The 13,305-nt window shown below is 61.9% G+C and carries 10 protein-coding genes; 8 read left to right on the plus strand and 2 right to left on the minus strand.

Annotation, left to right across the window (positions count from 1 at the left end):
• Positions 1 to 10: 10 nt before the first annotated feature.
• The 3 genes from HNW77_RS02745 (at position 11) to HNW77_RS02755 (ending at position 4,930) form a co-directional block, all read left to right on the plus strand.
• A complete protein-coding gene (locus HNW77_RS02745) occupies positions 11 to 1,837 on the plus strand; it encodes a hypothetical protein (RefSeq protein WP_408886754.1) in 1,827 nt (608 codons plus the stop codon).
• Between the two features lie 24 nt (positions 1,838 to 1,861).
• A complete protein-coding gene (locus HNW77_RS02750) occupies positions 1,862 to 3,559 on the plus strand; it encodes an alpha-keto acid decarboxylase family protein (RefSeq protein ID WP_172155154.1) in 1,698 nt (565 codons plus the stop codon).
• 78 nt (positions 3,560 to 3,637) lie between these two features.
• Complete coding sequence (locus HNW77_RS02755) at positions 3,638 to 4,930, plus strand: MFS transporter (protein ID WP_172155156.1); 1,293 nt, start codon at positions 3,638 to 3,640, stop codon at positions 4,928 to 4,930.
• Between the two features lie 82 nt (positions 4,931 to 5,012).
• On the opposite strand, the gene HNW77_RS02760 is transcribed toward HNW77_RS02755, so the two are convergent.
• Positions 5,013 to 5,477 carry a nuclear transport factor 2 family protein gene (locus HNW77_RS02760; RefSeq protein WP_172155158.1) on the minus strand — a complete coding sequence of 155 codons (465 nt, stop codon included), beginning with the start codon at positions 5,475 to 5,477 and terminating at the stop codon, positions 5,013 to 5,015.
• Positions 5,478 to 5,573: 96 nt separating this feature from the next.
• Between HNW77_RS02760 and HNW77_RS02765 the strand changes: the two genes are divergently transcribed.
• From HNW77_RS02765 to HNW77_RS02785, 5 genes are all read left to right on the plus strand, one after another.
• Complete coding sequence (locus HNW77_RS02765; protein ID WP_172155160.1) at positions 5,574 to 6,515, plus strand: GlxA family transcriptional regulator; 942 nt, start codon at positions 5,574 to 5,576, stop codon at positions 6,513 to 6,515.
• 95 nt (positions 6,516 to 6,610) lie between these two features.
• Positions 6,611 to 7,447 (plus strand): alpha/beta hydrolase, encoded by an 837-nt coding sequence (locus HNW77_RS02770; RefSeq protein ID WP_241694252.1) that lies wholly within the window; start codon positions 6,611 to 6,613, stop codon positions 7,445 to 7,447.
• 225 nt (positions 7,448 to 7,672) lie between these two features.
• Positions 7,673 to 8,581, plus strand: coding sequence for a DMT family transporter (locus HNW77_RS02775; protein WP_172155162.1), 909 nt, complete (start codon positions 7,673 to 7,675; stop codon positions 8,579 to 8,581).
• Positions 8,582 to 8,955: 374 nt separating this feature from the next.
• A complete protein-coding gene (locus HNW77_RS02780) occupies positions 8,956 to 11,229 on the plus strand; it encodes a TonB-dependent receptor (protein ID WP_172155164.1) in 2,274 nt (757 codons plus the stop codon).
• 172 nt (positions 11,230 to 11,401) lie between these two features.
• Positions 11,402 to 12,202: an SDR family NAD(P)-dependent oxidoreductase gene (locus tag HNW77_RS02785; RefSeq protein ID WP_172155166.1), complete on the plus strand. Its 801-nt coding sequence runs from the start codon at positions 11,402 to 11,404 to the stop codon at positions 12,200 to 12,202.
• A gap of 174 nt (positions 12,203 to 12,376) precedes the next feature.
• On the opposite strand, the gene ppk2 is transcribed toward HNW77_RS02785, so the two are convergent.
• A complete protein-coding gene (gene ppk2 / locus HNW77_RS02790; protein ID WP_196781809.1) occupies positions 12,377 to 13,297 on the minus strand; it encodes a polyphosphate kinase 2 in 921 nt (306 codons plus the stop codon).
• Between the last annotated feature and the right edge of the window lie 8 nt (positions 13,298 to 13,305).

Genomic DNA, 13,305 nt, shown 5'->3' on the forward strand with positions numbered 1-13,305 from the left:
TGAGGATTTCATGAACACAGCGTTCCCCTTCCGCTTCATGACAAGACTGGCGCGTTCCGGTCCTGTTACGGCGGGCATGTGTATATGCAGTCTTGTATTATGGTCCTCAACTGCGCTGGCAGATGTTGATGATGAGGAAATGGCGGCCATCAGATCACAGATCCGCAGCCTTGAAGCCAAATTCGCGGCCATGGAAAAACGCCGCAGCAGCCGCGCGCATGCCAGCACGCCGAGTGAGGCGGCAACAACGCCACGCACCCTGCGCGGCTCCTACCCGTTGCACCCGCATGCGGGCAGTACAGGCATACCGGTTACGGAAGAGCCGGCCGCCAGCGATATCAGGATCGGTTCGGCCAGCGCGGATGCCCCGTTCTTTCGCTATCTTGGCCCCGATGCCGCCGCGCAGGGCGCCCCGCATGGCTCTTCGGTCGACCTGTCATCTTCCAGTCCGCTGGCCATTACCCAGACATCGGTGGACCGGCTGCCACCTGTATTCAGTATCGGCAATATTTCCGTAAGAATTGGCGGGTTCCTGGAACTGTCCAATATCTGGCGTGATTCCAACATGACCAGCGGGCCAGCCACGGCGTGGAACAACTTTCCCTACGCCAACAGCCCCAACCATGGCCTGAGCGAGGAACGGCTCTCGGCCCAGCTCAGCCGTTTTTCCACCCTGCTTGAGGCAAACCCGACATCATCAGTGCGGCTGCAGGCCTACGTTGAATCCGATTTTGGCGGCTCGGGTGGTTCGACCAACAGCGTGCAGATCAATGGCTACGTGCCCCGGCTGCGACAGGGTTACTTTACCTTTACCCAGAAGGCGTGGGGCTTTCACCTGCTGATGGGCCAGGCCTGGAGCCTGACCACCGGCTATGCCAAGGGCGTGCTGCCGCGTAACGAACAACTGCCCGCAGTGACCGATAACAACCAGATCCCCGGCATCACCTTCACCCGCGTGCCGCAGATCCGTATCGGCAAGGACTGGGGGCAGAAATACTGGCTCGCCCTGTCCATAGAAGACCCGCAGGCGACCGTATCCTCCGCCACGGCGTCAGGGGGCACCCTGCCTGCCACGGGCGACGAGACGGTGGGCCCGCGCGTTTACTACGAGAATGCTGGCGGCGTGCTGCTCAACCCCGACACGCAGTACACCGACAACCCCGTCCCGGATATCGTGCTCAAGGGCGCGGTTGATACATCGGTGGGGCATTATGAAGTCTTTGGCCTTGCGCGGTGGTTCCGCTCGGTTGTGGAGACGCCGGGCAGCACCCACACGCATCAGGTCACGCGCTTTGGCGGCGGTGTTGGCGGTGGCATGACCGTGCCACTGGCCACGCCAAAACTGCAACTGACCGGCAATGTGCTGGCGGGCGAGGGGATTGGCCGCTATGGCCCCTCCCTTTTGCCCGACACCACCTTCAACAGCCGGGGCGAACTGGCGCCCGTGCCCGAAATGCATGGCGCGCTGGGGCTGATCGGCCACCCGGACAGTTCCGTGCTGCTCTACCTTTATGGCGGCGTGGAAACCGCGGGCCGCCGCCGTTATACGGCAGCTGACGGGAGCCAGGTCGGTTACGGCATAACCGACCAGAACCTCGGCGGCTGCGATGTCGAATTCGGCACGTGCAATGCACAGACCCGAACGCTTGCCTCGCTTACGGCAGGCGGGTGGTGGCATTTCCTTGATGGCCAGTACGGCAGTGTCATGGGGGGTGTCCAGTATACCTATATCCGGAAATTTGCCTTCAGGGGCAATGATGGCATGGGCAACAGTGTCTATCCGACCACGTCGGGCAACACGGTCTATGTCACGTTCCGATATTTACCATTCCAGTAACAGTATTCAGACAGGAGAATACCGATGGCCTATACGGTTGGCACATATCTTGCACAGCGTTTTGCCCAGATCGGGCTCAAGCATCATTTTGCCGTGGCGGGAGATTACAACCTCGTTCTCCTTGACCAGTTGCTGATGAACCCCGGCACCGAGCAGGTTTACTGCTCGAACGAACTCAACTGCGGCTTCGCGGCCGAAGGCTATGCCCGCGCCAACGGGGCAGCTGCGGCAGTCGTGACCTTCAGCGTGGGGGCGCTCTCGGCGCTCAACGCCATTGGCGGTGCCTATGCCGAGAACCTGCCGGTCATCCTCGTCTCGGGTGCGCCCAATTCCAACGACCATGGCAGCGGGCATATCCTGCACCACACGATCGGCACCTCCGATTACGGCTACCAGCTGCGCATTGCCAAGGAACTGACCTGCGCTGCCGTCTCGATCACCTCCGCCGAGGACGCGCCGGAGAAGATCGATCACGCCATCCGCACGGCGCTGCGTGAAAAGAAGCCCGCCTATATCGAAATCGCCTGCAACGTCTCCGCCCAGCCCTGTCGTGCGCCCGGCCCGATCAGCGCCGTCATCAACGAACCGGCCTCCGATGCGGATACGCTGGCGGCTGCGGTCAAGGCGGTTGCCACCTTCATTGAAGGCAAGCAGAAGCCCGTGATCCTGGTCGGCAGCAAGCTGCGGGCTGCTGGCGCCGAGCAGGCCGCGATCCGCCTGGCCGATGCGCTGGGCTGCTGTGTCGCGACCATGGGGGCGGCCAAGAGTTTCTTCCCCGAGGACCACGCCAATTATGTCGGCACCTTCTGGGGCAGCGCCAGCTCGCCGCATGTGTGCGACATCTTCAACTGGGCCGATAGCGTGATCGCCCTTGGCTGCATCTTCAACGATTACTCGACCGAAGGCTGGACCGCCTGGCCCAGGGGTGCGAACGTGGTCAATGCCGACAAGGACAGCACCATCGTGGGTGATGCGGCCTTCAACAGCGTGCATCTGCGCGACGTGCTTGATGGCGTGGCCCGGTATTTCGCAGGCAAGGCGAAGAAAGACGCCACGATGGTGGAATACCGCCGCATCGGTGGTGGCACCACGGCCGTCACGCCTGAAAACGTGGCCAAGGATGCCAAGCTGACGCGTGAGCACATCCAGCGCACCCTGCAGTCGATCGTCACCCCTGATACCACCATTTTTGGTGAGACCGGCGATTCCTGGTTCAACGTCTCGCGCACGCATCTGCCGCGTGGCGCGCGCGTGGAATATGAAATGCAGTGGGGCCATATCGGCTGGTCGGTCCCGGCCATGTTCGGCTACGCGGTGGGCAGGCCCGAGCGCCGCAACATCCTGATGGTGGGTGACGGCTCCTTCCAGCTCACCGCGCAGGAAGTGGGGCAGATGACGCGCCGCAAGCTGCCGGTCATCATCTTCCTCATCAACAACGCGGGCTACACGATCGAGGTGGAAATCCACGACGGGCCATACAACAACATCAAGAACTGGAACTACGCCGCCGTGATCGAGGGCTTCAATGCCCAGGACGGAAACGGCAAGGGCCTGCGCGCCACGACCATGGGCGAGCTGGATGACGCCGTAAAAACCGCGCTGGCCCACAAGGATGGCCCGGTGCTGATCGAATGTGTCATCCCACGTGATGACTGCACGAGCGAGCTGATCTCGTGGGGCCGCCACGTGGCCACCGCCAACGGTCGCCCGCCCGCGAAGTAACAAGCCCGTTGCGGCTTACCGGCAGGCGGCCTTCGGGTCGCCTGCCATGCCTGAACATTTCTCCCTATCGGAGCCCACATGGCCATCCCCCCGTCACCGCCGACCGCTGCCGCCCCTGCGGCATCCGGCGCGCAGCCGCAGAAACTCCAGCCGCTTTACGTGCTGGCGTGGTTTCTGTGCGCCCTGTTCTATTTCTATCAATATGCGATCCGCTCGGCGCCAGGCATCATGCAGCATGAGCTGGCAAGCGCATGGGGCAACAGCCATCTTGGCCTGATGATCGCCTCCTATTACATCGTCTATGCCCTGATGGCGCTGGTGGTGGGCGTGCTGCTCGACCGCTATGGCGCGCATGCCATCCTGCCCGGATTCATTGCCGTGACAGGCGTGGGGTGCCTCATCTTTGCCCAGGGCAGTGCCGTGGCGGGCATTGGCGGCTACGTCATTCAGGCCATTGGCGCGATCTGCGCGTTTGTGGGGGCCTCCTATGTCGCGGCGCGCTACCTGCCCGCGCGCACGCTCGCACTGTTCGTGGGGCTGACGCAGTGCCTGGGCATGGCCGGGGCCGCCTTTGGCTCCAAGCCGACCCGCATGCTGATCGACCCCGCAGGGCACTGGCATGTGTCATGGGAGCATATCTGGCTGGGCTTCGGGGTGATCGGCCTTGCGCTTGCGGCGGCAGTGTGGGTCATCATGCCGCGTGATTCAGGCGATAGCGCCCAGCATCACGGAACGCTGAGCGTGGGCAATGTGCTGCGTCCGTTCAGGATCATCTTCTCCAACCCGCAAAGCTGGTGTGCTGGCGTGATCGGCGGGCTTTTGTTCGTGCCCACCACCATTGGCGCGCTGGGCTGGGGGGCCTCGATGCTGAGCGGTGGCGAAGGCACGACCATGGCCTTTGCCGCCTCTGACGTGTCGATGGTGCCGATCGGCTGGGTGATCGGCTGCCCGCTGCTGGGCTGGATTTCCGACCGGATCGGGCGGCGCAAGCCGGTCCTGCTGGGCGGGGCCGTGGTCCTGCTGGCCGCATCGGTGTGCGCGCTCTATGTGCCGGTGGGCGTCATGCCCCGCTATATGGTCGCACTCATCATGGGTATTGCCTCGGGGGCGGCCATGATTCCGTTCTCGTCGATGAAGGAGGTCAACCCGCCGCAGGTCAAGGGTACGGCCGCGGGTGTGATGAACTTCCTTGTCTTTGGCACGACGGGCATCATGTCGCCGCTGGTCTCGGCCCTGATGGGCAAGGGGCAGGCGCTGGACATGGTGGAATATCGACACGCCTTCATGCCGCTGATCATTGGCATCGTCATTGCCATCGGGCTGTCGTTCTTCCTGCGCGAGACGGGATGGGCCGCGCGCAAGCAGGCATAGCCTGTGGCATGACGTGACCGACAGGCATAAAAATTCCGGGCGCCGCCTTGCAGTCAAGGCGGCGTTTTGCGTTTATGGCAGATTACAGCCCCAGCTCACCAAGCCCCGGATGATCATCCGGGCGGCGACCGCCGGGCCAGTGAAACAGCCGGTCCCGTGCCGTAATCGGCAGGTCGTTGATTGAGGCAAAGCGGGCACGCATCAGGCCATCCGCATCGAATTCCCACAATTCGTTGCCATAAGAGCGAAACCACGCGCCCGTGTCATCATGCCATTCATAGGCAAAGCGGACGGCCATGCGATTGTTGCGAAACCCCCAGAGTTCCTTGATCAGGCGGTAATCATGTTCCCTGCTCCATTTGCGCGTCAGGAACGCGATGATGTCATCGCGCCCATGGATGAACTCCGTGCGGTTGCGCCACTGGCTGTCCGGGGTATAGGCGTGGGCCACCTGCGCCGGGTTCTGGCTGTTCCAGGCATCTTCAGCCAGCCGGACTTTAAGGGAAGCACTCTGCGCATCAAACGGCGGCAGGGGAGGGCGGGGCATGCGGGAACTCCTGATCCAATACAAAACAAGGGTGTAAGATTGAGTGTGGTTCCCGCATCACATTGACGAAATGACAATGATCCCTCATTTCAGGCCATGACCCGCTCCATCGGCTTTGTGCTCTACCCCGATTTCCAGTTGCTGGACGCCGCCGGGCCCGCCGCGGCGTTCGAGCTTGCCGGGCGTATCAGCGGGCAGGAATACGCCCTGAGCATGCTGTCGCGCCATGGCGGCGTGGTGCAGTCATCGGCCAGGATTGCCGTGCAGACCCTGCCACTCGATGCGGCGGACGTGTTTGACACCCTCATCACCGTTGGTGGCGAAGGCCACGACACGGCCATGCGCTGCGCCGGTCTGCGCGCCTTCCTGCAACGCCATAGCGGCCGCACGCGCCGCATGTGCAGCGTGTGCTCGGGGGCATTCGTGCTGGCTGCCGCGGGCCTGTTGCAGGGTCGGCGCGTCACCACGCACTGGCAGCAGGCGCAGAAATTCAGCCAGCTGTTTGCCGGTATCAGGCTCGAGCCGGACGCCATTTTCATCCATGATGGTCCTGTCTGGACCTCGGCTGGCATCAGTGCGGGCATCGACCTTGCCCTGGCCCTGATAACCGAAGACCATGGCGAAGATGTTGCCCGCCAGACGGCGCGGCAGATGGTTGTCTTTTACCGCCGCCCCGGCGGGCAGTCACAGTTTTCAGCCCTGCTGGACATGGGGGGCGGTACGGCGCGTTTTGATGCCCTGCTGGGCTGGATACGCGCCCACCTGTCGCAACGCCTGACGATAGAGGTACTGGCAGGGCGGATGGCCATGAGCCCGCGCCATTTTTCCCGCGCCTTTCAGGCCACCGTCGGAACCAGCCCGGCAAAGGCGGTTGAACGCCTGCGCGTAGAGGCGGCGCATGAACGGATCGTGCATTCTGCCGTGCCAATCGAGGCCATTGCGCTTGCGACGGGATTTCGTGACCCCGAGCGCATGCGGCGGGCGTTCGTGCGTGTGTTCGGGTTGCCGCCCCAGGCAATCCGCCGTGCCGCGCGATAAGCGGGCGCACGCGGCCCCGATAATGGCATGATCGCCCGGCGTGGCGCCCGGCGTGGCGCCCGGCGTGGCGCAGGGCAGGACCAGCGGAGAATCCGATGCGAAAAGACACCCCTTTCATGATCGCGCGCGCGCTTTGCCTGGCACTCCTGCCAGTTGCGGCGTTTGCGCAGGATCACCCCGATCGGGACCAGCCCGCCATGACGCCAGACCAGGACCGGAGCGAACGGATTTTCAACCTGCCGCTGCAGGATGGGGCATGGTTGCGGGTGCTGTCTGCCACCCCGGCCAGGCCGCGCGGCACGATCATCATGCTGCCGGGTGGCGCGGGTGATATCGGTCTTGAAGCTGATGGTCGTATCCGGTACGGCGACAATTTTGTCGTGCGCACGCGCAGCCTGTGGAACCGGCGGGGTTACGCCGTGCTCATTCCCGATACGATCGACCATGCCAGCCTCAGGGGCCGCCGCAGTTCTCCTGCCTATGCCCGCACGGTCGGGGCGCTCATCGCTTTCGCGCACCAGCAGCAGGGGCCTCGGGCTGTTTTTGTGCTTGGCACGAGCCAGGGCAGCATTGCGGCCGTCAATGGCGCGGCCCATGCGCCTGCAGGCAGCATTGCCGGTGTCGTGCTGACGGAATCCGTGTCTGTCATGGGGGGCAGCAGGGAAACGGTTTTCAGCGCCGACCCGCAAGGGATCAGTGCGCCCGTTCTTGTCGTCGCCAACCGCGATGACCGGTGCAACGTCGCGCCACCGCAGGCCGCCCGGCAGATCGCGCGCGCCATGACGACCAGCGGCGATGTGCATGTGCTGATGGTGGCAGGGGGAACCACCCGATCAAAACAGGATTGCGGCTCACTGACCCCGCATGGCTATTTTGGTATTGAAGAGCAGGTCATCGACGCCATCAGCCGGTGGCTGGATGCCCACGCCTGATGATGCCTGACGGCACGAACAGGCGGCCTGAGCCGCCCCTGAAAATCATCGGGCCATCATGGGGTTAGGCCCTGATTTCAGGGCGAAATCACCTACCCGAAAAAACGATGGACGTCATATGAAATAATGCGCGGAAAATGCATGACTGGCCTTACCGACAAGCGCTGGTCTTTCCCCCCTTATATCCATATCTGCGCCTGAATAATTTTTTCGTGAGCAATGCGGATGAAGAATACCGGTCTTTCGGCGGGCATGATGCTGGCGTTTGCGGCATATGCTTCGTTTTCGATCAGTGATGCCTATTCCAAGCTGCTGGCAGGGCGGATCGACCCGTTTGAGGTCGCCTTTTTCGGCGGTGTTTTTGGCCTGCTGCTCATTCCCTTCGTCCGGGGGAAAAACGAATCCTACCGTGACCTGTTCGTGGTCCGGCAACCGATGATGTGGCTGGTGCGGGCCCTCTCCACCTTTGCCGCTACGGCGGCTAGCGTCGAGGCCTTCATGCTCCTGCCCATGCCGGAGGCCTTTTCGCTCATTTTCCTCATGCCGCTTTTCGTAACCATTCTCTCGGTCGTGCTGCTGCGTGAGAAAGTTTCCACGCTGGGGTGGCTGTCGGTCATCGTGGGCTTTATCGGCGTGCTGATCGTGTTGCGGCCCGGCCTGCGCGCATTGCAGTTCGGGCATCTGTGCGCCCTGATCGCGGCGGTGGCCAATGCCGTGGGCGTCATTGCCTACCGCATGTCGGGCCAGAACACGCCGCGCCTGTCCATGTTCAGTTCCAGCCTGTGCGGCCCGCTGCTGGGCAATGGCGCGCTGATGGTGGCCCATGCCGGCTGGCCGCAGGGGGCAACGATATGGATGTTCCTGTTTGGCTACGGTTTTCTGGCTGCGCTGGGGCAGTTGCTGATGATGCTGGCCGCCACCCGCGCCACGGCCAGCGCGATCGCCCTGCCGCAATATAGCCAGATGCTGTGGGCCGTGGCCTTCAGTTTCTATGTCTTCCATGAACCGCTTGATGGCTGGACCTTCGTAGGCATTGCGGTGATTATCGCGTCGGGCCTGTTCAAATGGGCCTATCCGCGCCTGAGCGGCAGGATGGCGTTCCTGCGGCGGCAGACGGTGGCGCAACCTTTATGAAAGCCATCTGACGCCACGCGTTATTGAAATTTTCCCGATGCCGCCTTTCTTCCCGAAGGCGGCATTTTTCATGGTGCGGGCCAGATATGGAACCGCATGTCTATGGCCGGGACTGCAAGGCCGGTCACGATGCGCCCTGAACGCGAAGGGCGCCCCGACCGCCTGAAAAAATGGCACCCCGTAAAGTCTTGCCTGCTTCGTCAGGGCCGTAGGAATCCGGTCGGGAACACCCTGGCAATGGCTGTGTTCATTGCAGTGCGCGGGTGCGTTCTGGCGGCATGAGATGAGAATGCACATCATGTACATTTTCTATTGCAATTAATTCGCATTAGCCAGATAAGGCGGGTATGAAACGTGACCCTGTGAGCCTTGAAATGAGTTTTCGCACCCTTTGCCTGACAACACTCTGCGCATCCGGCCTGCTGGCGGGGGGGTATGGCCCGGCGGTTTTCGTGGCCGTGGCACAGGCTGCGGACCAGCCCGGCGCGGTGGTGGAGGATGCAGGCAAAACCGGCGCCTCATCGACCCGGGCGCAGAAAAAAAACCGCGATGCGACACCCCGCCCCACGACCGATCCGGCCACTGAAACATCCGGGCATGAAGACATGGTCGTGACCGCCGCGCGCCGCAACCGCATGTATGTCAGCAGCGGGGGCGACCTTGGCGCGCTGGGCAACAAGAAGGGGCTGGACGTGCCCTTCAGCATCCGCAGCTACAATTCCAGCCTGATCCTCAACCAGCAGTCACAGACACTGGGCGATGTCCTGCTCAATGACCCCACCGTGCGTACGACCATGGGCTATGGCAACTACGCCCAGCTGTTCCAGATCCGTGGCTTTACGTTGTATGGCGATGATGTTGCGATCGATGGCCTGTACGGGGTGACGCCCCGGCAGCTTGTCTCGCCGCAGCTGTATGATTCGGTGCAGGTGCTCAACGGGGCCAGCGCGTTCCTCAATGGTGCGGCGCCCGGTGGCTCCGCACTCGGCGGCAATGTCAACCTCATCCCCAAGCGGGCGGGAGCGACCGACATCACGCGCATTACCGGCGATTATACCAGTAGCGGGCAGGGGGGCGGCGCCTTTGATGTCAGCCGCCGCTTTGGCAGGGACCATGCCTTCGGGCTGCGCTTCAACGCGGCAGGTCTTGATGGCGAGACCCCGATCAAAGGCGAGCGACGCGATGACGTGGCCCTTGGCATCGCATTTGACTGGCATGATGATGACACGCGCATCGACATGAACATGAACTACCAGAAGCAGCAGGTCTTTGGCGGCCGCAGCGCCATTATCGCCACCAAGCTGTCTGCGGATGGCGGGGTGCCCAGGACCACCGCGCCTTCGGCCAACTGGGGCCAGCGCTGGGCCTATACCGACCTGACCTATCTGTTCGGCACGCTGAATATTGAACATGACTTTGGCAGCCATATCACCACCTATGCCAAATTCGGCGCCCAGAGCGGCAACGAGATGGGAAATTACGCCACCACCACGCTCACGAATGCCGCGACTGGCGACGGTACGGTGGGTTCCATGACGGATGCCTACAATGTCATGAACGAGGCCACGCAGGCGGGTGTGCGCGCACGGGTCAATACCGGCCCCATCCATCACGAGATCAATGCCGGTGGCTCGGCCATATGGGAGGCAACCGATGCGGCCTACACCATGGGCGCATCTGTGGCGGGCAACATCTATCACCCCACGCAGTTCCAGCCGGTTGAAACCCTCTACCGCGGCGGCAACCTTGCCGATCCGGGGCGTACGGCGTGGAACAAGCTGTACAGCCTGTTCCTGTCCGATACGATGACCTTCTGGCATGACCGGATCGCCCTGACCGGCGGGTTCCGGTATCAGGATATCCTGTCGGACTCGTTTGACTACAATACCGCCAAACTGACCACCCATTACGATGCGGCGGCCTTCTCACCCATTATCGGGCTGGTCATTCATCCGGTCAGCCACATGGCGCTTTACTTCAACCGCATCCAGGGCCTTTCGGCGGGCACGACGGTGGGATCGGGCTATGTCAACCAGGGCCAGGTCTTTACGCCCTACCAGACCACGCAGTACGAAGTCGGCGCCAAGTATGACGTGGGCCGCTTTGCCGCTGGCGTGGCTTTTTTCCAGACCTCCATGCCCTATGGCATGACCGAGGCCTATGGCACGACCGGCCAGTCCATCTATACGCAGGATGGCAGGCAGCGGAACCGGGGCATGGAACTCACCTTCAATGGCGAAATCCTGCGCGGGCTGCGCTTCAATGGCGGCCTGACGCTGATCGATGCCAGGCAGATGCATACGGCCAGCGGTCAGTATGATGGCAAGACGGTTATCGGCGTGCCCAACTACAGCATCAACGGCAACCTTGAATATGACGTGCCGTTCGTAAAAGGGCTGACGCTGGTTGGCCGCGTCATCAATACCGGCAAGCAGCAGTTCAACAATGCCAATACGGCGCACCTGCCGGTCTGGTCACGCTTCGACCTTGGGGCGCGTTATACGTTCCTGGCCGCCCAAAAGCCGCTTACGGCCCGTTTTGAGGTCGATAACGTGGGCAACCAGCGCTACTGGGCCTCGGTCTATCAGGGGTACCTGGTGATGGGGGACCCGCAGACCTTCAAATTCTCCATCAGCGCCGACCTGTAAAAAACGTGATCCATGTCTGGACCTGCCTGTTGCCATCCCGGCAGGTCAGCATTGAAAAAGCTGTTGAACCCGTGCGAAGCCAAAGCGATATGATGAAGGTAACAGGGCAGGGCGCACGGGCCAGCAGGCTCATGCCGTATTGCCAGGGGCATGAACGGAGAAAGCACGGCACATGACGGACAGCAAACGGTTTGGCGGAAAAGTGACGCTCGTAACAGGGGCCGCGGGCAATATCGGCCTGGCCACGGCCCGGCGCCTGGCGGCATCGGGCTCGGCCATCGCCCTGCTCGACCTTGCGGGCGAGAAGCTTGACGCAGCCGTGCACACCGTGGCCGCTGCCGGTGTGACGGCACGCGGCTATGGCTGCGACGTAACGGATGCGGCCAATGTGCAGACCATAGTGGATCAGGTGGTGGCGGATTTTGGCCAGATCGACTTTCTGTTCAACAATGCGGGCTATCAGGGCGCTTTCGCGCCGGTGCAGGATTACCCGGTGGAAGATTTCGCCCGCGTCATGAGCATCAATGTCTGTGGTGCGTTTCATGTGCTGCGTGCGGTCTCGCGCCATATGGTGGCGCGCCGGTTCGGCCGCATCGTGAACACGGCCAGCATGGCGGGCGTGGGTGGCCCGCCGAACATGGCGGCTTATGGGGCCTCGAAATTCGCCATTGTCGGCCTGACCCAGACGGCATCGAAGGACCTGGCGCCCTACAATATCCGCGTCAATGCCATCAGCCCGGCCTTCATGGGCCCCGGCTTCATGTGGGACCGGCAGGTGGAACTGCAGGCCAGGGTGGGCAGCCAGTATTTCTCGACCGACCCCAAGGTCGTGGCCGAGCAGATGATCAATTCCGTGCCGATGCGCCGTTATGGAGACATAAAGGAAATTCCCGGCGTGGTGGAATTCCTGCTTGGGGATGATTCCAGCTACATGACCGGCGTGAACCTGCCGATTGCAGGCGGTATCCTGTAAAACCAGCACAATAAAAATGCAGCCCTTATTTATTGAAAGGCTGCATTTTTATAGACTATTTGAAAAGTCGGCCCAAAAAATATCCAGAAATCATAAAGAAGTTTTTGGTGAAGCTTTTTTCAAAAAGCTTCAAAGAACGCCGCCTTTTTGAAAAAAGGCAGCACCCAAAAACTTTCAGTATTTCTCCGGCACGAACATGCTCTCGGGCACGGGCTGGCGAATGTAGTCCGGGCTGTAGACCCGTTCGGGCAGGCGCACTTCGGGTTTGTGAACCTCATGGTATGGCACCTGCGAGAGCAGGTGGCTGATGCAGTTGAGGCGGGCCTTCTTCTTGTTGTCCGCCCGCACGATCCACCACGGCGCTTCATCAATGTTCGAGCGCTCAAGCATGATTTCCTTGGCCAGGGTGTAGGATTCCCAGCGGCGGCGGCTTTCAAGGTCCATCGGGCTGAGTTTCCACTGCTTCAGCGGGTCTTCCATGCGGGCGCGGAAGCGCAGTTCCTGCTCGTCATCGGAAATGGAAAACCAGTATTTGACAATCTGGATGCCGCTGCGCACCAGCATGCGCTCGAATTCCGGCACGGCGCGGAAGAACTCGTCATATTCTTCATCGGTGCAGAAATTCATCACGCGCTCGACACCCGCGCGGTTGTACCAGCTGCGGTCAAACAGCACGATCTCGCCCGCTGCGGGCAGGTGGGCGACATAACGCTGGAAATACCACTGCGTGCGCTCGCGGTCGTTGGGGGCGGGCAGGGCGGCCACGCGGCAGATGCGCGGGTTGAGGCGCTGGGTAATGCGCTTGATCACGCCCCCCTTGCCCGCCGCGTCACGCCCCTCGCAGATCACGACAAGCCGGTGGCCGGTCTCCTTCACCCAGTCCTGCAGCGTGACGAGTTCGCCCTGCAGGCGCAGCAGCTCGCGGAAATAGGATTTCCTGAAATCGGTGCTGTCCGCGCCATTTTCCGCGCCGAGGCGGGCATCGTCGAGTTCAAGTTCAATTTCCTCGTCAATGTCATCAAGCACCTCCTCACGCAGGCGGTCGCGGTCTGACGGGGCTTTGCTGGTGTTGGTCATGTCAGGGGTCGTTCCCATTTTCTGTG

The sequence above is a fragment of the Komagataeibacter melomenusus genome, from assembly GCF_013155395.1.
Lineage (GTDB): Bacteria > Pseudomonadota > Alphaproteobacteria > Acetobacterales > Acetobacteraceae > Komagataeibacter > Komagataeibacter melomenusus.